Source organism: Cutibacterium sp. 37298 (assembly GCF_023838685.1).
In the GTDB taxonomy this organism is placed as follows: Bacteria; Actinomycetota; Actinomycetes; order Propionibacteriales; family Propionibacteriaceae; genus Cutibacterium; species Cutibacterium acnes.
In genome coordinates, this window is sequence record NZ_JAJNRJ010000002.1 from 415,880 (window position 1) to 434,035 (window position 18,156).

18 protein-coding genes are annotated in these 18,156 nt (G+C 58.6%); 4 read left to right on the plus strand and 14 right to left on the minus strand.

Annotated features, from left to right (window positions below):
• Positions 1-31 precede the first annotated feature (31 nt).
• From LRP59_RS06420 to miaA, 4 genes are read right to left on the minus strand one after another with little or no spacing between them, the layout of a single operon-like run.
• Positions 32-2,080 carry an ATP-dependent DNA helicase gene (locus tag LRP59_RS06420; protein WP_002533081.1) on the minus strand — a complete coding sequence of 683 codons (2,049 nt, stop codon included), beginning with the start codon at positions 2,078-2,080 and terminating at the stop codon, positions 32-34.
• The gene (gene hflX, locus LRP59_RS06425; RefSeq protein WP_148378338.1) at positions 2,070-3,551 is read right to left on the minus strand and encodes a GTPase HflX; all 1,482 of its coding nucleotides are present in this window, start codon (positions 3,549-3,551) and stop codon (positions 2,070-2,072) included. Before hflX ends, LRP59_RS06420 begins: the two co-directional genes overlap by 11 nt.
• A 54-nt stretch (positions 3,552-3,605) precedes the next feature.
• Entirely contained in the window at positions 3,606-4,427 is an 822-nt protein-coding gene (gene dapF / locus LRP59_RS06430) for a diaminopimelate epimerase (protein WP_002513698.1), read from the minus strand.
• A 4-nt stretch (positions 4,428-4,431) separates the two neighbouring features.
• The gene (miaA, locus tag LRP59_RS06435; protein WP_230606396.1) at positions 4,432-5,307 is read right to left on the minus strand and encodes a tRNA (adenosine(37)-N6)-dimethylallyltransferase MiaA; all 876 of its coding nucleotides are present in this window, start codon (positions 5,305-5,307) and stop codon (positions 4,432-4,434) included.
• Between the two features lie 202 nt (positions 5,308-5,509).
• On the opposite strand from miaA, the gene LRP59_RS06440 reads away from it, so the two are divergent.
• The gene (locus tag LRP59_RS06440; protein ID WP_002513700.1) at positions 5,510-5,710 is read left to right on the plus strand and encodes an antitoxin; all 201 of its coding nucleotides are present in this window, start codon (positions 5,510-5,512) and stop codon (positions 5,708-5,710) included.
• 150 nt (positions 5,711-5,860) lie between these two features.
• Here the strand turns inward: LRP59_RS06440 and miaB are convergent, their stop codons facing one another.
• Both miaB and LRP59_RS06450 read right to left on the minus strand, forming a co-directional pair.
• Positions 5,861-7,339 carry a tRNA (N6-isopentenyl adenosine(37)-C2)-methylthiotransferase MiaB gene (gene miaB, locus LRP59_RS06445; protein ID WP_002513701.1) on the minus strand — a complete coding sequence of 493 codons (1,479 nt, stop codon included), beginning with the start codon at positions 7,337-7,339 and terminating at the stop codon, positions 5,861-5,863.
• Between the two features lie 60 nt (positions 7,340-7,399).
• The gene (locus LRP59_RS06450; RefSeq protein ID WP_002513702.1) at positions 7,400-8,941 is read right to left on the minus strand and encodes a YfcC family protein; all 1,542 of its coding nucleotides are present in this window, start codon (positions 8,939-8,941) and stop codon (positions 7,400-7,402) included.
• A 163-nt stretch (positions 8,942-9,104) separates the two neighbouring features.
• Between LRP59_RS06450 and LRP59_RS06455 the strand changes: the two genes are divergently transcribed.
• Positions 9,105-10,004 carry an aldose 1-epimerase family protein gene (locus tag LRP59_RS06455; RefSeq protein ID WP_002513703.1) on the plus strand — a complete coding sequence of 300 codons (900 nt, stop codon included), beginning with the start codon at positions 9,105-9,107 and terminating at the stop codon, positions 10,002-10,004.
• A gap of 40 nt (positions 10,005-10,044) precedes the next feature.
• Here the strand turns inward: LRP59_RS06455 and rny are convergent, their stop codons facing one another.
• Genes rny through recA form a run of 3 tightly spaced genes read right to left on the minus strand, consistent with a single transcriptional unit; the run spans position 10,045 to position 13,368 of the window.
• A complete protein-coding gene (gene rny, locus LRP59_RS06460; protein ID WP_002513704.1) occupies positions 10,045-11,751 on the minus strand; it encodes a ribonuclease Y in 1,707 nt (568 codons plus the stop codon).
• A gap of 25 nt (positions 11,752-11,776) precedes the next feature.
• On the minus strand, positions 11,777-12,325 hold the full coding sequence (recX, locus tag LRP59_RS06465) for a recombination regulator RecX (RefSeq protein ID WP_074025685.1): 549 nt from the start codon (positions 12,323-12,325) through the stop codon (positions 11,777-11,779).
• Entirely contained in the window at positions 12,322-13,368 is a 1,047-nt protein-coding gene (gene recA / locus LRP59_RS06470) for a recombinase RecA (protein ID WP_002513706.1), read from the minus strand. The genes recX and recA overlap by 4 nt, the downstream gene beginning before the upstream one ends.
• Before the next feature lie 151 nt (positions 13,369-13,519).
• Here recA and LRP59_RS06475 point away from each other — a divergent pair, with 151 nt between their 5' ends.
• Positions 13,520-13,705: a hypothetical protein gene (locus tag LRP59_RS06475; protein WP_002532826.1), complete on the plus strand. Its 186-nt coding sequence runs from the start codon at positions 13,520-13,522 to the stop codon at positions 13,703-13,705.
• Here the strand turns inward: LRP59_RS06475 and LRP59_RS06480 are convergent.
• Positions 13,679-13,873: a DUF3046 domain-containing protein gene (locus tag LRP59_RS06480; protein WP_002532130.1), complete on the minus strand. Its 195-nt coding sequence runs from the start codon at positions 13,871-13,873 to the stop codon at positions 13,679-13,681. The two genes, LRP59_RS06475 and LRP59_RS06480, sit on opposite strands and share 27 nt — an antisense overlap.
• A 396-nt stretch (positions 13,874-14,269) precedes the next feature.
• Between LRP59_RS06480 and LRP59_RS06485 the strand changes: the two genes are divergently transcribed.
• Positions 14,270-15,028 carry a DeoR/GlpR family DNA-binding transcription regulator gene (locus LRP59_RS06485; protein ID WP_002517774.1) on the plus strand — a complete coding sequence of 253 codons (759 nt, stop codon included), beginning with the start codon at positions 14,270-14,272 and terminating at the stop codon, positions 15,026-15,028.
• Between the two features lie 101 nt (positions 15,029-15,129).
• On the opposite strand, the gene LRP59_RS06490 is transcribed toward LRP59_RS06485, so the two are convergent.
• From LRP59_RS06490 to rimO, 4 genes are all read right to left on the minus strand, one after another.
• Entirely contained in the window at positions 15,130-15,405 is a 276-nt protein-coding gene (locus tag LRP59_RS06490; RefSeq protein WP_002513709.1) for a helix-turn-helix domain-containing protein, read from the minus strand.
• A 101-nt stretch (positions 15,406-15,506) separates the two neighbouring features.
• Complete coding sequence (locus LRP59_RS06495) at positions 15,507-15,992, minus strand: CinA family protein (RefSeq protein ID WP_002513710.1); 486 nt, start codon at positions 15,990-15,992, stop codon at positions 15,507-15,509.
• On the minus strand, positions 15,989-16,603 hold the full coding sequence (gene pgsA, locus LRP59_RS06500) for a CDP-diacylglycerol--glycerol-3-phosphate 3-phosphatidyltransferase (RefSeq protein WP_148378332.1): 615 nt from the start codon (positions 16,601-16,603) through the stop codon (positions 15,989-15,991). The genes LRP59_RS06495 and pgsA overlap by 4 nt, the downstream gene beginning before the upstream one ends.
• 108 nt (positions 16,604-16,711) lie before the next feature.
• Positions 16,712-18,136: a 30S ribosomal protein S12 methylthiotransferase RimO gene (gene rimO, locus LRP59_RS06505; protein WP_002521706.1), complete on the minus strand. Its 1,425-nt coding sequence runs from the start codon at positions 18,134-18,136 to the stop codon at positions 16,712-16,714.
• Positions 18,137-18,156: the final 20 nt, after the last annotated feature.

An 18,156-nucleotide genomic window follows, 5' to 3' on the forward strand; every position in this document is an offset into this window, starting at 1 on the left:
AAATACCGGGTCGGGATCAAGAACTTCATCATTATTCCCCCAGTCTTCGCAACGCCCCAACAGCCATCTCTCGATCGGTCGTAGTCCAGAAGGGCGGCATCGACGCCCGCAGAAAATTGCCGTACCTGGCAGTCACCAGCCGTGGGTCGAGAACGGCGACCACCCCGCGATCGTCAGCACGACGGATGAGACGACCAGCCCCCTGGGCCAACAAGAGCGCGGCATGGCCAGCCGACACCGTCATAAATCCGTTGCCACCAGCGTCCTCAACAGCCTTACTCCGGGCTGCCATGAGCGGGTCATCAGGGCGTGGAAACGGAACCCGATCAATAACAACCAGACGGCAAGTGTCGCCAGGAATATCGACCCCCTGCCACAGCGACACAGTTCCAAATAGACAAGTACGCGGATCAGCCGCGAATCGCCGAGTGAGATCAGCCAGGTGCCCTTCTCCCTGGCACAGGACCGGAATATCAGGCATAGCACTGCGCATGTGCTCAGCAGCAGCTACAGCATTGCGCTGGGAAGAAAACAGTCCTAAAGTCCTCCCACCGGCTGCCCACACGAGTTCAGCAAGATCATCAAGAACCTCAGGTGCAATACCGTCGCGCCCCGGGCGGGGCAACGACCTACCGACATAAAGAATTCCTTGCTTCGAATAGTCGAAGGGTGAACCAACATCAACTCCCCGCCATCCCATCTGAGTCTCGAAGACTTCCGGAGCGTCTCCCTCAATTTGCCCGCGCGGGGACAGTCCGACATCGCGCGCTATCGCGAGAAAATTACCACCAATGCATAAGGTCGCCGAAGTTAATATCGTCGTGGACTGAGCAAAGACATTTTCTCGTAGCAAGCCGCCAACACTCAGCGGAGCGACGTGAATGCTGCGGTATCCCTTCTCAGACTCAGAGACCCACACCACGTCGGCGGCGGCCAGCCCCACCATGCGTTCGGCGGTCTCGAAAACCTCCCGCATCGCGGCTTGAGCCTGTACTCTCTCCGCATCGACTGGCTCCCTAGAGTCCTCGTCGTTTCGGTCCAGCTGGCTGACTGCCACGCGAGCAAGGTCACGCAACACAGCACAGGTCTGGATGACTTGGGCGTCCGGCGTGGTGACCCGACCTGGGGCGATGGCCTCCAGGGCATGGGCCATGGAATCAGCCTGATTCAACAGGTCGGCGCCCACGTCGTCATCGAGCCAAGTCATAGCCCGCTTCGCCGTCATCGTCACGATAGCTGGAGAGAGGTCCTTCGAAGCGGCCCTGGTAAACCGGTTTACCAACTCATGGGCTTCGTCGATAATGACCGTGTCATGCTCCGGTAGGACGCGTCCGCCATTGAGAGCATCGATCGCGAGCATCGCGTGATTGGTGACCACCAGGTCAGCATTTCGAGCCTGCTCCCGTGCAGCCTCCGAGAGGCACTCACTGCCAAACGGGCACCGCTGAACCCCAAGGCACTCATTGGCTGGCACGCTCACCTGAGCCCATGCGAGCGGAGTATGGGCAGGAGCATCGTCGCGATCACCCAGTCCAGATTCCTCAACCTGTTTTTCGGCCCATTCCCGCAACATGACAACCTCGGCGCCCAGCGTAGATTCCGGAGCTGCTTCGACCTCCCGACCGTCGTCGGCAGCGACAACGAGATCTGCGCCGGGGACAAGGGCATCCTGTCCCTTGGTGCGGGTTGAACTACCCCGCACCTTGTGCAGGCAAATATGGTTGTTTCGTCCTTTGAGGACTGCCACCCTCGGCCTACGAGACAAAACCTTCTCAGATGCGTCAAGGATGGTCGGAATATCTTTGTAGGCAAGCTGAGCCTGCAAGGCAAGCGTAGCGGTAGCGACGATGACTTGTGCCCCTTTTTCGACGCAATAGACCAGGGCCGGAGCCAAGTATCCGAGGGACTTTCCCGTTCCTGTGCCGGCCTGGACCAACAAGTGCAACTTGTCGCGCATAGCTTGGTCGACAGCTTTAGCCATCGCGACTTGGCCCGGCCTCTCTTGACCACCCATCTCAGAGACGGCAGTGCTGAGCAGGTCACGACACATCTGGCTGACGTCTGCCGGCTCAGACCCCATCACAAGCCTCTTCAACCTCGGCCGCTAGAGCAGGGTGAAGGTGAGCGACGACATGAGTGCCATCAGCAGTGTGATCAATGAATCCGATAGTTCCGTTGTGGTGAATCTTGTCCATAAGATCCCCGCGCGCATAAGGAATAACGACGTCGACGCGCTGGGAAGGTATGGGAAGTACGTCCTCGATGGCCTCAACAAGTTTATCGGTTCCTTCACCTGTATGAGCAGAGACTAAGTAAGCCCCCGGGAAGGTAGAGCGCAAGGTCAAGATGGTTTCATCGCTAAGACGATCAATCTTGTTAAGGACGAGAATCTCAGGAATATTACTGGCCCCAATTCCCGACAGCACCCCGCGTACTGCGTCGACCTGGCCAAGTGGATCTGGATCATCCGCATCCACAACGTGGAGGAGCACATCGGCCATCGCCGTCTCCTCCAGAGTAGATGCAAAGGCCTCGACGAGGTCGTGCGGCAAGTGTCGAACGAACCCCACCGTGTCAGTGAGGGTGTAGACCCGACCGTCGGAAGTGGTGGCGCGTCGAGTCGTGGGGTCAAGGGTTGCAAACAGAGCATTCTCGACGAGTACCCCGGCGCGGGTGAGCCTGTTGAGCAAGGAGGACTTACCAGCGTTGGTGTACCCGACAATAGCCACCGATGGCACCTTGTTTCGGATGCGATCGGCCCGTTTGGAGGCACGGGTGGACTCGATGTGCGTGAGACGACGACGCAACACCGCAATCCGATGGCTAATACGTCGACGGTCAGTCTCGATACGGGTCTCACCGGGACCACGACCACCGATACCAGCGCCTCCGGCGGCTCGTCCACCAGTCTGACGCGAGAGATTGCCGCCCCAACCACGCAATCTCTGCTTGAGGTAATTAAGCTGAGCCAGTTCCACCTGAGTACGACCCTCAACGCTGCGCGCATGTTGAGCGAATATGTCGAGAATCAGGGCCGTCCGGTCCACAACTTTGACCTTGACCCGATCCTCGAGGTTGCGCAACTGAGCGGCGTCAAGTTCACCGTCACAAATGACAGTATCGGCACCAGTCGCCCGCACCACCTCGGCAAGCTCAGCCACCTTGCCCGAACCAATGTACGTCGCCGGATCCGGGGTAGTCCGACGTTGCATGACAGCTTCGAGTACCTGAGATCCCGCCATTTCAGCAAGGGCTTTCAGCTCCGCCATAGCGTTCTCGGCGTCTGCGGCAGTTCCCTGAGTCCACACCGAACACAGCACCACTCGTTCCAGCCTCAGTTGACGGTACTCAACCTCGGAAATATCCGACAGATCAGTTGACATACCTGGCACGCGTGTCAGCGATAGGCGTGCATCCAGATCAAATTGGTCACCGTCGTAGTCGCTCTGGTCATCGCTAAAACCGTTGTTGCTCTTCAGCGCGTCTTCGCGCTCGTTGTCGATTTGTTCGATCTCGCTCACCCGGTACCCGTCCTCACACCCCAGTGCCATCGCGCTAAGTGTAGGAGGACGTTCCGACAGGTTGACAAGGGCGTGTTCGCCCTCTCATCCATTCGGCAGATCCACCTTGCCAGCGGCCAGGATCACGGCAGGACCGGTAAGGATAGCCCGGTAGCCGTCATCGGAAGGGCTCAGCGTGACGACGACTCGCCCACCCGGAACTTGGACGGTCCACGGTCCTCGATGTCCGGTGCGAGTGGCCATGGTTGCAGCAACTGCCACCGTCCCCGTACCGCAAGACATCGTCTCCCCCGGGCCCCTCTCATGGACTCGCATCGCCACGGTGTGCTGGTCTATCTGCTCGACAAATTCGACGTTGACGCCATCAGGGAATGCAGATCGTGGCCGCCAAGTCGGTGAGTCATTAAGGTTAATACCACAGACTGTGGTGTGGTCGGTCACAACAACAGCATGCGGGTTGCCCACGTCAACCTTGCACGCCGGCCACCACATATCTTGATGCTCGATGGTCACCTTGTCGGACTCAACCCGGACTGTTCCCATAGTCACGGACACATCACCGTCGTCATGCAGTTTGACGTGACGCACCCCAGCGCGCGTCGCGACGTCAGCCTCAGTAGTCGTCATGCGCCCAGTCTGGACGAGATAGCGTGCGAAGACACGCAAACCGTTGCCACACATTTCAGCGATCGTGCCGTCAGCGTTGCGATAATCCATGAACCACAGGTCAGGATCGCCATTCCAGTCCTCAACATCACCGGCCCGCAGAGCTTGCAGAGTACCGTCGGCCCCGATCCCGAATCGGCGATGGCACAGCCAACGCACCTGCGCGGAAGTCAGCGGGTCCTGCTGGTCGACGATGACGAAGTCATTGCCGGTGCCGTGTCCTTTCCAGAAGGTCGTCATAGCGTCAATCCTCCTCGTCGGTCCTCAAGGCGGTCAACACCCTCGCCACAACCCGGTCATCAAGGTCTGGGGCGAGGGCATTGAACCACTCAATGCGGTCGTCACGGCGGTACCACATGAGCTGTTTACGGGCGAAGCGACGAGTGCCAATGATGGTCCTACGGCGGGCCTCATCCTCGTCGTAGTCCCCATTCAGATATTCCAGCACCTGGCGGTACCCCAACGCACGGCTCGCCGTCAGCCCTTCGCGGAGACCGACGTTAGCTAGGGAACGCACTTCGTCGACGAAACCGTCTGCCCACATCTGGTCGACCCGATCAGCAATACGCTGGTCTATGTCTTTGCGCGGTAGTTCTAAGCCCATTTGCACCGTCTTAGGCCAGTGGAGGGTCCCGTCGGGGATCGTGGCAGTAAAGGCCCCTGTCAGGTCAATAACTTCGAGGGCACGAACGATTCGCCTGCCGTTGCCGGGCAAGATTGACTCAGCCGCCTTGGGATCGCGACGGGCAAGCTCGTCATGCAGAACTTGCGGCCCCTCAGCATCTAGCTTCTCCTGCCACCGAGCCCTCACTTCCGGATTAGTTGGCGGGATGGACATTTCGTCAATGATGGCCTTGGTGTACAGCGCAGACCCTCCCACCAAGACAGGGATGACACCACGCGACAGACAATCCTCGACGGCATCACGGGCCAGCGTCTGCATCAGTACTAGCGAGGAGGGCACAGTCACATCAAGAATCGACACCAGGTGATGCACTACCGTGCGCTGCTCGCGCAGTGTAGGGGTGGCAGTGCCAATGTCCATTCCGCGATACACCACCATCGAGTCAGTATTAATAATTTCGGCGGGGTGCTCATCGACATACAAGCGGCGGCACACTCGCACCGCTAGCCCTGATTTTCCGCTAGCAGTGGGCCCGACGAGGCAGATGACCGGCAAATTCACATATTCATTTTTGCGCACCGTCGCGACATCCTTACAACAACGCGTAGAGCGAAAAGCCTCGCAAGGGTGGACTATCCCGTGTGTAGCCTTGCAAGAGTCATCCCCGAGAGGGGGAAAACTCCCGAAAGGAGATCACATGGGACTCTTCGATAAGGCCAAGGACGCCATCAGCGACCACCAGGACGACATCAAGAATCAGGCCAGCCAGCACAGCGATCAGGTCGAGCAGGGCATCGACAAGGCTGGCAACGCTGTCGACGACAAGACCGGTGGCAAGTTCTCCGATCAGATCGACAAGGGCCAGGACGCCCTCAAAGACAAGCTTGGCGACCTCTGAGTCGTCCACAACATAACGCAGTCTGTCCCAGGGACCCGCTCCGGATGGGAGCAGAAGTGCTGCAACACGAGGGGTGGTGCTCCATTGAGCGCCATCCCTCGTCTATCTTCCCCACTGTCAGTAAAATGCCATACCTGTAAGACCCATCGGTCAGTGTCTCGGCACTCCCACGGTGGGAAGTCCGAGCACCGTAGGAGTACCCCGGGACTCCTGACGGGCGTGCCACGCGTCTCCCCCGCGAGTGCGACGTAAATTCACCAAGCCACCATCAGCGACCAAGTGATGCGGGTGACCAGACGTAATAACAACCTCACCGATATCACCGGGACGCGGCACATCATCACCGGGGTTAAGACTGACGTGAACCAAGCGGTTGTCGCGGGCACGGCCCGTAACGCGATGGGTAGCTTCGTCCTTGCGACCCTCCCCTTGCGCAAACATGACCTCGACAGCCCGTCCAATCTGGGCCTTGTTCTCTTGCCAAGCAATGTCGTCAACGAGCTCGACAAGTTGCTCGTAGCGCTCCTGAACGACCGGTTTCGGAACCTGATCCTCCATGACGCCAGCCGGAGTGTTAGGACGGATAGAATATTGGAACGTGAAAGCCGCAGAGAATCTCGACTCCTCAACGATTCGCATCGTCTCGGCGAAATCTTTGTCGGTTTCACCCGGAAAACCGACAATAATATCAGTAGTAATAGCAGCGTGAGGGATGGCCTCGCGCACCCGGTCGAGGATGCCCAGAAACTTCGTGGATCGATACGAACGGCGCATCCGACGCAGCACCTCGTCAGAACCGGACTGCAGCGGCATGTGCAAGCTTGGCATGACGTTAGGAGTCTCAGCCATAGCCTCGATAACGTCGTCGGTAAAAGCGGCCGGATGTGGGGAAGTGAACCTCACCCTCTCTAGGCCGTCGATGTTTCCGCAGGCGCGGAGCAGCTTAGCAAAAGCGCCACGATCACCGAATTGAACTCCATAGGAATTGACGTTTTGACCCAGTAACGTAATCTCCTGGACTCCCTCGTCAACGAGAGCACGGATCTCAGACAGGATCTCGCCGGGACGGCGGTCAGTTTCTTTGCCACGCAACTGCGGGACGATGCAGAAAGTACACGTATTGTTGCAGCCCACCGAGATGGACACCCACGCCGAGTAGGCGGAATCGCGCCTGGCAGGCAAGTTCGATGGAAAGGTGACCAGAGACTCCTCAATCTCCACCTGAGCTGTTGCATTGTGGCGAGCTCTCTTAAGTAGAACCGGCAGCGAGCCAACGTTGTGGGTGCCAAAAACGACGTCAACCCACGGAGCTCGCGCAACCACGGTGTCCTTGTCCTTCTGAGCCATGCAGCCGCCGACAGCTAGCTGCATCCCAGGATGGGCCGACTTTACTGCAGCCATGTGGCCGAGGGTGCCATAAAGACGGTTATCAGCGTTCTCTCGCACCGCGCAGGTGTTGAAGACAACGACATCAGCTGGCGCCAAGGTGTCAGTTCTAGGATCGGGAACGTAGCCGGCCTCCTCGAGAAGCCCGGCGATGCGCTCGGAGTCATGGACATTCATCTGACACCCGTAGGTCACGACTCGATAGGTCGGGGCCTCGGTGTGCTGCAAGGTGTTATTGGGCATGGCGCACACACTCTACGTCATGTACTCGTCGCAACGTGTACTCGCTGACGAACGTGCCGATCACACCACCGTCTGAAGCACGAGCAGTATCCCGCCATAGACGAGGACAAATACCACCAACGGCCACACGAACTTCAGCCAGTGTGAGTACTTAATGTCCAGCATCTGCAGGGTTGCCATTACCAGGCCAGTAGGCGCCAAGAAGAGCATCGCGTACTGACCCCACTGATACGCACACAGCACAGTAGCCCGCGAGACTCCTGCGGTGTCTCCTAGCGGCGCCATGATCGGCAAGGCCAAGACTGCCAGTCCTGACGATGACGGCACGATGAAGCCGAGCAAAAAGAATACGATCAACAAGGACAGTACAAAGACCGGACCGCTGACATGAGAGACGACCTTTGCCGACTCATACAGCAACGTGTCAGAAATCAATCCTTCATTGAGAATGTGGTTAATCCCACGCGCCAAGCCAATAATAAGAGAGACGGCAACAAGGCTAGATGACCCCGCACTAAAGGAGTCGACCAATTCTTTCTCACTGAGCTTGTTCGGCCCCATAGCGGCAATAAACATGATGATAATCGTGATAGCAAGAAAGGACGAGGCCATAGCTGGGAACCACCAGCCTCGAGCCATCACTCCCCAGACCATAATCGGGAAAGCTGCGGCAAAGAGGAACAGGATAACCTTACGCCGCCAGTCGAAACCGATCTCAGCACCGTCATTACCCAGCGACCACTGGGCTGCGAAATCTTCCCGGTCTTCCCACGCATAGGAGAATTCAGGATTGGCCTTGACCTTCTTTGAGTACCACGCCAAATAGATCACCACGGCAATAGCACCTCCGACAAGTCCAATGACGCGCCAGGTCATCCCTTCAGTAAGCCGGATACCAGCGGCGTTCGCACCAATTGCAGAGGAGAACGGATTGATAGTCGAGAAGCAGGTACCAATCGATCCAGCAAGGAAGATTGAGCCCACAACAACGAGGGCATCATATCCCATCACTATAAATACCGGTGCTAAGATTGGATAGAAAGCAACTGCCTCTTCTTCGAGTCCACAGGTCGTACCACCTACGATCATGAAGAGAGATACGAAGAGGACAAGCAAAAACTCCTTGCCCTTCGATCTCGCAGTGAGTCGACCAAGGCCAGCCTCGAATGCGCCGCTCGCTTTCACTACCCCAATGAGTCCGCCCAAAACGAGAATGAAGACAATAATGTCGACGGCCTCAATCGTGCCGGTCACCATCCCGTTAGTGATATCTCCAATGCCTGCGGGGTGAGAAGCGACTCGCTCATAGGTGCCTGGCACTGACACTGATCCCGTTATTGACCCCGATGTAAATTCCGAGATCTTCATTGCGACACCGTACTTGTCGAGAGTCGCCTGGGTTGCAGTATGCTTCGTCGTCGCTCCACTGGGGTCCACAATGACCAACTGGTTAGAGCCAGCGGCGTAACTCATCTTTGAGTAACTCCCCGCCGGAACAAACCAGGTACAGACAACAGCTAGCACCGTCAGTACAAAAAGGATGGTAAAAGCCGAGGGAACCCGTAAACGATGGCGGGCCTCGATAGCATCGTTACTAGACAAGGTGCACCTACTTTCTTCTCGCCAGAGCGAAACGACCGATGACGCTGACGGACCCTTCACTGGGCACCGTTACGCCATCAACAATAGCGTCACCACCGGAAATTCGTAGACACCGGGGTTTAAAGACTCGTGCCCGCAAAGCGCACGGCGCTAGTCTTTCGCCATGATCAATGACGCCATCCTCCCCACCGGCACCCAGTATGAGATCTCCCATGGCCCTTGGCAGGCCATCGTCACGGAGCAGGGCGCCACCCTTCGCAGCCTTCGCTATGAGGGAGCAGACGTCGTCAAATCCTTCGATGCTGATCAGTCGCCGACCTCGTCTCAGGGCCAACAGCTCCTCCCCTGGCCCAACCGCATCCGTGACGGTCACTACACCTTCGACGGTATGGAGCAGCAGCTGGCCGTGAGCGAGGTCGATCGCCACAACGCTATTCACGGACTAGTGGCATGGTCTCGCTGGTCTTTAGTGGAGCATACCGACACATCGGTGACTCAAACGATCCGAATCATGGCTCGTCCTGGTTGGCCTGGAACCATTAACGTACGCCTCACCCATCGCTTAAGCGACGCCGGTCTAGCTGTCGAAGTCACCGCGCGCAATGTCGGTACGACAGCGGTGCCGTTTGGATACGCAGCACACCCCTATCTCTGTCTGGGTGGCACCATCGACGACTGGACAGTCGACGCCCCGTTTACCTCGTGGCTACAGGTCGATGATCGGCTGCTACCAGTACAGATGCGCGAGATGGATAGCATCCACGCGCTGAACGGTCTCACGGTCGGACAGCGCACCTTCGATACCGCTTACACCGTGAAAGGAGACGGAACCGTCGGATCGCCCGCATGGCGTATCCGGGTCTCCAACGGTGAAACGAGCCACGAATTGTGGGGCGACGCCGCGATGAGCTGGGTGCAAGTCTACACTCCAGACGACCGCCACAGTCTGGCCATCGAGCCAATGACCTGCGGCCCAGATGCATTTAATGAGGGCCCGACCCACGGTGACGTCATTCGACTGGAGCCCGGTAATGACGTCACACTGCACTGGGGCATCGCCTAACCCGCGGAAGCTCGAAAGGACAAGGACGGGAAGGCAGGATTCACGCGTCCCCGACGGTCTCTATTGCCTGGAACGAACGGATCACAGTAACCCGGGTCCGTCCGGGAACAGTGACCTGCTCCCCTATTGCAAGGGCGATCTGGCGGGCAAGGCGCGAGGCTTGGTGATCGTCGACGGCGCCCGGGTCGACAAGAATCTGCACCTCACGCCCTGCTTGCAGCGCAAACGCGCGCACGACCCCGGGAAAGCTGGTAGCCATCTCTTCGATGGTGTCCATCCGCCGAACGTGGGCTTCGAGGGACTCACGTCGAGCCCCAGGCCGAGCAGCAGAGATAGCATCCGCGGCCTTGACGATGAAGTCAGTGACACTCACCGGATCAATCTCGTCGTGATGAGCAGCGATAGCGTGAATAACCTCCTCCGATTCACCATAACGACGTGCTAGCTCGGCACCAATAGCAGCATGACTACTTCCCTCGACACCTGGAGTGAGGGACTTGCCGAGGTCGTGTAAAAACGCAGCCCGACGGCAGATCTCGATATCAGCTCCAATTTCGGCAGCCAGATTGGCTGCCAGCTGAGCGCACTCGACGCAGTGATCTAGCACCTGCTGACCATAGGAGGTCCGGAATCTCAATGAGCCGAGGATCGGCAGCAGACGGTCATCAATATCGTCAATTCCCGCCTTCGACAGAGCGTCAGCGGCAGCGTCAAGGCACATGTCCTCGATGCGGTCGACCGCTCGTTGATGGGCTCTTTCGATACTGATGGGGTGAATTCGCCCGTCCTCGACCAAATCGGTGAGAGCCTGCCGAGCCACCTCACGTCGCATTGGATCGAAGCAACTCAATAGCACGATTTCCGGGGTGTCATCAATGATGACGGTCACTCCAGTGACTTGCTCAAAGGTGCGAATATTGCGACCTTCTCGACCAATGACTCGGCCTTTCATCTCGTTGCTAGGCAACGGCACGACACTGACGACGGTGTCAGCAACCATCTCGGAAGAACACCGCTGGATAACCTCCGCCACGATATGGCGAGCCTTAGCCTCAGCCGACGCCGTCGCTTCGGTGACGATGGCACGGGCACTGTTTTCGGCGAAAACGCGAGCCTCCCGTCCCAGATGCTCAACGAGCTCATCGCGGGCCTCATCGAGGGACATCCCGGCGGCCCGTTCCAATTCGGTAACGATCTGACCATGACGTCGATCAAGCTCGGCATCACGCTCATCAAGTTGTGAACTACGTTCGGCTAGCTCCAACCGGTCCTGCTCGATCTTGTCGAGCCCCTCTTCGAGATGGCGGCGAGCTTCTTGCAGCCGGTGATCGCGTTCGGTCAGTTCTTCAACGGAGCGACGATTAATCTCTAAGAGGGCCTCGGCGCTACGCCGGGCTTGATCAGCATGGTCGGCACGGCGAGCTTCATCGGAGGCCCGGGTGCGGCTGGACTCGAGCTCCGCTCGAGCCTTAGCGACATCCTTGCGGCTATCGGCGAGATCTTGACTTGCCCGGGACAACCGTTCTTGACTTCGGGAGAGCTCCAAGGCCTTGACGTCGCGCTCTGACTCCGCTCGCTCCGCCCTTCTGCCAATGGCTCGACGGTCTGCCAGCGAGCCGATAATAGCTGCTACTGCGAGCACCGACACTGCGATGAGTGCGATGAGCATGGCCCTGTCCTCTCTCACATCCTGACTCGGATCTGCATCGTCGCCCTCACCGTGCCCGGTACGAGGATCGTCAGACACGAGGTAAGCGGTAAACGATACGACTTTAGTCGAACAGCCCAGTCGTCGGGGCCTCGGGGGGCTCCTCACCGAGCTCATCACGTGCCGCACGAATGGCAGCCCACGCAATATGGGGACCGTACCCTTTACGGGCCAGCGTCCCAAGGACTCGTCGGGTCAGCCGAGCTTCTTCAATTCCGCGTCCTGCACGCAGTTTGGTTATCGCCAGTTCCGTGGCGGCATCGAGTTCGTCAGCGTCGGTGATCTGAGACGTCGCATCCTCGATGATTTGAGAGTCGACCCCCTTACGAGACAGCTCGGCAGCCACGGCTCTACGTGATAATCCTCTCATCCCATGTCGAGATGCCGCCCAGCGGTTCGCAAAGTCAGCGTCGTCAATAAGCCCCACCTCGGTGAGGCGATCGAGGACCGCCTCACGCACAGGTTCGGGCACCCCTTTGGAATCGAGGACGTCCGCGAGCTCACCGCGGGTGTTAGCCCGACGATCCAGTCGCTTGAGGCAGATCTCCCGAGCTTCCTCATACCACTGGTCATCAGTCAGCTCTGGCTGCGGATCCTGGCGTCGGCGACTCAGAATTCCACCTCGCCAGTTCGGGGATCGACACCCTCAGGAACCTCGGCTTCGCGCAGGCCGAGGTGAGTCAGGATCTTGTCCTCAATCTCATTGGCAACATCCGGGTTACCTTTGAGGAACTTTCGGACGTTCTCCTTACCCTGACCCAACTGCTCATTGTTGTAGCTGAACCACGAACCGGATTTGGTGATGATGCCGCAATCTACGCCCATGTCGATGAGGCTTCCCTCGCGAGAAATGCCCTGTCCGTAGAGGATGTCAAACTCTGCCTGCTTAAAAGGTGGGGCGACCTTGTTCTTGGCAACCTTGACACGAGTGCGGTTACCGACCATCTCTGATCCGTCTTTAAGAGTTTCGACACGCCGCACGTCGAGGCGCACGGACGAGTAGAACTTGAGGGCGCGACCACCTGTCGTTGTCTCCGGGGAGCCAAACATGACACCGATCTTCTCGCGCAGCTGATTAATGAAGATGGCAGTGGTACCGGCCGCATTTAACGCACCGGTCATCTTGCGCAGGGCCTGGCTCATAAGGCGGGCCTGCAAACCAACATGGGAATCACCCATCTCGCCCTCGATCTCAGCCTTCGGGGTCAGAGCGGCCACCGAGTCAACAACGACGAGCTCCAAGGCACCCGAGCGGACGAGGGTGTCAGCAATCTCGAGAGCCTGCTCACCATTGTCAGGCTGGCTCACCAGCAGGGAATCTGTATCGACCCCGAGTTTGCGTGCGTATTCCGGGTCGAGAGCGTGCTCGGCGTCAATAAAGGCACAGATGCCGCCTTCAGCCTGGGCATTAGCGATTGCGTGCAAAGCCACCGTCGTCTTGCCAGAGGATTCGGGACCATAGATCTCCACGATCCTGCCACGTGGGAGGCCTCCGACACCCAACGCGACGTCGAGGGCCACCGAGCCCGTGGGGATAGCGGCGATCTTAACGGTCTCCTGCTCGCCAAGGCGCATGATAGAGCCTTTGCCGTGCTGCTTCTCGATCTGCTGCAAGGCCGTGGCAAGGGCCTTTTCGCGGTCAGCGGTCGCTGCCATGTCGTTCCTTCCTCGAAGGCGGTCTCCCGCCCCATTTGACGCGCGGCACCGCCGCGACGTTGGTCATATGTGGCGATGAGGGAACCCCACCGGGCTCCCGGAGCCATCACCCAAACTGTAGGAGCGGAGTCGGACAATTCGTCAGGCAATTTTGTACCTGTGGATAACTTGCCAACGTGCCCGTCCGCTCAGCTGTGGACAACCCTCCCAAATACCACCGACGACTATCGAGCACGCCATGTTCCGGTTTTGTTCCGCTGCTGTTCGGCTCCGCAACCATGTCGCCGTAGCTGACCGCTACACCTCCAGATCACCGCAAGGAATCGGACAGCTCTAAGGTTTTCCAACACGCCCGCCAGATCATCTTAGCGTCGACTCTATCGGCCAACGCTTCCTGTACGGTCCGCGAGTCAAGACCCGGAACCGCCTGCTGCGCAGCCCAAATGCGGCAGTAGTCGTCGCCAAGCACCTCAGCTAACCGCGTCCACAATTGGGTCTCCGTCATAGTCCAAGCCTATGCGCTTTCGCGCAACCGGGCCCTGCCCATCCCCACCATATGTACTTCCAAAGCCATCACGAGCACCACGAGGGGGCAATAGTGATCGCCAAGAAACGCCGTTACTGTGCTCACCGGTGTGGCCCTACCTGATCGGAACGCCGGGGAATCGGCGCAACAGACTACGACACGGCATACCTGTCGTATCACGCTTCCATTATCGAGCATCACGTGATGGGGGCCACAAACGATGTCAACTATGCTGCACCCTTGCTCCCATCACTGCTACCAGCACGGTAGGATCAGCGCAGAAACGCTCACAATGTCACACAAGCCCGTCAGGCGAACTGGGAGGGGACAATGCCATCGGACGCCCATTCGACGTCTTCTCGCCGCAATGATCGCATGGTGGCCATTTTGGCTATGCTACGGGATCGCGACGAGGTTCCCCTCCGCGACATGGCATCAGCCTTGGGGGCCAGCGCGGCCACGATTCGGCGCGATGTCGTCTCCTTGGCCGAGCAAGGCTTGCTTATTCGTTCACACGGAACTGCGCGTCGCGCCGGAACTGGCGCTGAACTACCCGTCAATCTACGGGACGGTCGCCGTCGTCGCGCCAAAGAAGCCATCGCCCACGCCGTAGCTTCCGAGCTGCCGATCGGACGTCACGCTATTGGTCTGACCGGCGGAACCACGACAACCGAAATCGTCCGGGCCCTGCATCATCGCCACGACCTGACCCTCATCACAAACTCTGTCAGCATTGCCCTCGAAGCTGCTAGTCAGGGCCAGCAAAGGGTCCTGATTACTGGTGGGGTTCTGCGACCATCTTCCCTCGAGCTCGTCGGTTCCTTGGCCGAATCCACCTTCAAACAGGTCAATGTCGGAACAGCCATCGTCGGCTGCGACGGCATGAGCGCCGAGGGTGGTCTGACGACTCATGACGGTATCGAGGCAGCTACTAACCACACCATGATCAAACGGGCAGCACACATTATTGCGGCTGTCGATGGGTCGAAAATCGGTCGAGTAACCCTCGCCAAGCTGGCTGAGGCCAAGGACGTCGACCTCCTCATTACAGACGACTCTGCTGACCCCGAAGAACTAGCCCGGCTGCGCGCGCTTGGTATCGCGATTCGAATCGTCCACGCGCCTATCGACTGACGGCCCCTCAGCCACCCGCTAGGGCGCTAACTATCCGCTGTCTTGTCTAAATGTAGACGTTCCCGGCCCCCGGGACCGGGAACCTGACAAGCTTGGTACGTTCAAGCCGCAACAGTGATGCGATGTTCCGGGGCGTCTTCGTTCTTGAGCATCTTGTCACTGACAATGCGCATGAGATCGGACTGGGGAAGATCCAGAGCAGTACAGATGGCCGAGATAAGCTCGCTAGAAGCTTCTTTCTGGCCTCGCTCCACCTCCGACAGGTATCCAAGGGACACGCGTGCGGCAGAAGACACCTCACGCAGGGTTCGCCCCTGTGCGAACCTCTGCTCCCGCAGAGACTCGCCGAGCATTTCACGCAACAGAGTTGATTTCATGGGTATCTCCTCCTAGGTGGTTCATCCATGACAACGCATCGCCCTCATGAAACATTCCCCACACCGCGGAATTTTTCACTTCTTGCTTGAGATACGCGTCCTCAGCCTTCCGAACCGCGAACAACCTCACATCCCAAATCGAGGAGACGCTCCACTGTGCCGCACCGAATCTCCTCGCGTGAACCCTCAAGTTGGAGACGTTTAACGACCGGGGCCCCGCGGTAGACCACCGCGATAAACACAGTCCCAGCCTCTTCGCCGTCCTGGGGATCAGGCCCAGCAACTCCGGTACATGCCATCCCGACATCAGCGCCGCAAACCTTGCGACACCCCATGGCCATCTGGGCGGCAGTAATGGAGTTGATCACGCCGTTCTCCGCTATCCACTGTGCGTCTACCCTTGCCAAGGTAGATTTGAGCTCGCTGGCATAGGTGACCAGGCCGCCACGAAACACTGTTGATGCCCCCGGAACGGTGGTAATCGTCGCAGCGACAAGACCAGCCGTTAGAGATTCGCAGGTCGCGGCCGTCAGTCCGTGCTCAGAAAGCACCGCAATAAGCCGACGGGCTCCTTCATTGCCAGTCATTTGAGCGTGCGCTTCCGGGCCGGCCTGGACTCGGTCATCTTTGCGCGGTTACGAATGTGAATGACGTCGCGGATGTACACCAGGCCGGTAATCACTGTGAGGACGAAAGCAATGATCATGACCGCCCAGGCGATGACGTAGACAAAAATAGGCATGCGCCACAAGCCCAGGCAGAACAGCGTAATCGCCAGCGACTGCATGGCCGTTTTGAGTTTGCCGCCCTTGTTAGCCGCCATCACCTCGTACTTGAGCATCTTCATTCGCATGACGGTGATGCCCCATTCACGCAACAGGATGATGATCGTCATCCACCACGGGAGCTCGCCGATAATCGAGAAGCCGATAAAGGCCATGCCGGTCAGTGCTTTGTCAGCAATCGAATCACCGATCTTGCCGAAGTTGGTGACGAGGTTGTATTTACGAGCAACCTTGCCATCGACGAAGTCGGTGAGGATCGCCACCATGAAAACGATCGTCGTCGCCGTCCGCCAGCCGCCTTCGTGGGCATGGGCTAACAGCATCCATCCGAAGATGGGAACCGCAACAACCCTCAGCAAGGTCAGCGCATTGGGAACGTTGATGCTGCTGGGACGGTCCTTCTTCGTGGCCATAGGCTCAGTATGTCGCGTGACGATGCCTCATGCGACTCACCACCCTGGAAAGGACTCGGATTGATCACTCTTTGGCAGCGCGCTGAGATCGACGGCTAGTCGCGAGGCTTAGACATTCGCAGGCAGCGCGACGAGATCAACACCGTCAGAACCGACAAATTCGACGTCGACGATATCCCCCACGCTCACTGCGGCTGCGTCGACCAGGGTGACGCAGCCATCGACTTCTGGCCCCTGATGTTCGGCCCTGCCAATAACAGCCTCATCGATCTCCTCGACCATCACCCGCCCCCGGGTTCCAATCCGGTCCTCAGCACGCTGGGAAACGAGTTCGTCGGTCAGATCAGCGAGGTCTTCGCGGCGAGCAGTGATGACGTCCTCGTCTACGTGTCCGTCAAGTCCGGCGGCCTCGGTGCCCTCCTCGTCGGAGTAAGCGAAGATGCCGGCAACATCGAGGCGGGCGCGCTGTAAAAAGTCAGCCAGAACCGCGACGTCCGCATCGGTCTCACCAGGGAAGCCGGTAATGAAGTTCGACCTAAACCCGGCCTCCGGGCAGCGAGAACGGATGGAATCAATGATGTTGAGGAATGATTCGGCGTCACCGAATCGACGCATGCTACGCAGCACCGGCCCCGACGCATGTTGGAAGGACAGATCGAAATAGGGCACGACCTTGTCCGCGGCCAATATCGTGTCAATAAGCCCTGGTCGCAGCTCTGCTGGCTGTAAATAAGACACCCGGATCCATTCCAGACCATCAACCTGATCAAGGGTGACGAGCAACTTCTCCAACAGCCTGAGATCTCTTAGATCCTTACCGTAGGAGCTGGAATTCTCGCTGACGAGGAATACTTCCTTGACACCGTGGTCCACCAACCAACGAGCCTCCTCGACGATTTCTGCGATCGGGCGGGAAAGGTAAGAGCCGCGAAAACGCGGGATAGCACAGAACGCGCAACGACGGTCACAACCCGAAGCCATCTTCAGCGGTGCACTGGGCCCTGTCCCGAGCCGCCGCCGGGTGGGTCGGGGACCGGACTCCGGAGCCACGGAGGCCGGAAGGTCGGGGGCCGTGCCGTGCCCGGGAACAGAAACCTCAGCGCGTGCGATTGGTCGATCGACCGGACTAATCGGCAACAGGGTACGTCGGTCACGGGGAACATGGGTCTCAAGCGATCCGCCGTCCAAGATGGTTCGCAACCGGCCCGCGATGTCGCCGTAATCGTCGAAACCCAGCACCGCGTCGGCCTCAGGAAGAGACTCAGCGAGCTCACGCCCGTAACGCTCGGCCATGCACCCGACCGCAACGACTGAGGTCGTGGTGCCATTCCCCCTGAGATCGGCAGCAGCCAGCAAAGTATCAACGGAGTCCTTCTTGGCCTGCTCGATGAAGCCACAGGTATTAACGACGACGGTCTCCGCCTCGGCGGGGTCGTCGACGAGGCGGAACCCACCAGCCTCCATCCGGGCCGCAAGCTCCTCAGAGTCAACGTCGTTGCGGGCGCAGCCCATCGACACTAGATGGACTGTCATGAGGTGATCAGCGGCAGACA

Coding starts and splice junctions, on each gene's coding strand:
- LRP59_RS06480 (WP_002532130.1), bottom strand. CDS start 13,873: ATGACGGAGACCCAATTGTGGACGCGGTTAGCTGAGGTGCTTGGCGAC.
- LRP59_RS06485 (WP_002517774.1), top strand. CDS start 14,270: ATGGTGGCCATTTTGGCTATGCTACGGGATCGCGACGAGGTTCCCCTC.
- LRP59_RS06495 (WP_002513710.1), bottom strand. CDS start 15,992: ATGACTGGCAATGAAGGAGCCCGTCGGCTTATTGCGGTGCTTTCTGAG.
- miaB (WP_002513701.1), bottom strand. CDS start 7,339: ATGCCCAATAACACCTTGCAGCACACCGAGGCCCCGACCTATCGAGTC.
- recA (WP_002513706.1), bottom strand. CDS start 13,368: ATGGCAGCGACCGCTGACCGCGAAAAGGCCCTTGCCACGGCCTTGCAG.
- hflX (WP_148378338.1), bottom strand. CDS start 3,551: ATGGCACTGGGGTGTGAGGACGGGTACCGGGTGAGCGAGATCGAACAA.
- dapF (WP_002513698.1), bottom strand. CDS start 4,427: ATGACGACCTTCTGGAAAGGACACGGCACCGGCAATGACTTCGTCATC.
- pgsA (WP_148378332.1), bottom strand. CDS start 16,603: ATGGCCACGAAGAAGGACCGTCCCAGCAGCATCAACGTTCCCAATGCG.
- LRP59_RS06455 (WP_002513703.1), top strand. CDS start 9,105: ATGATCAATGACGCCATCCTCCCCACCGGCACCCAGTATGAGATCTCC.
- LRP59_RS06420 (WP_002533081.1), bottom strand. CDS start 2,080: ATGGGGTCTGAGCCGGCAGACGTCAGCCAGATGTGTCGTGACCTGCTC.
- LRP59_RS06440 (WP_002513700.1), top strand. CDS start 5,510: ATGGGACTCTTCGATAAGGCCAAGGACGCCATCAGCGACCACCAGGAC.
- LRP59_RS06490 (WP_002513709.1), bottom strand. CDS start 15,405: ATGAAATCAACTCTGTTGCGTGAAATGCTCGGCGAGTCTCTGCGGGAG.
- rimO (WP_002521706.1), bottom strand. CDS start 18,136: ATGACAGTCCATCTAGTGTCGATGGGCTGCGCCCGCAACGACGTTGAC.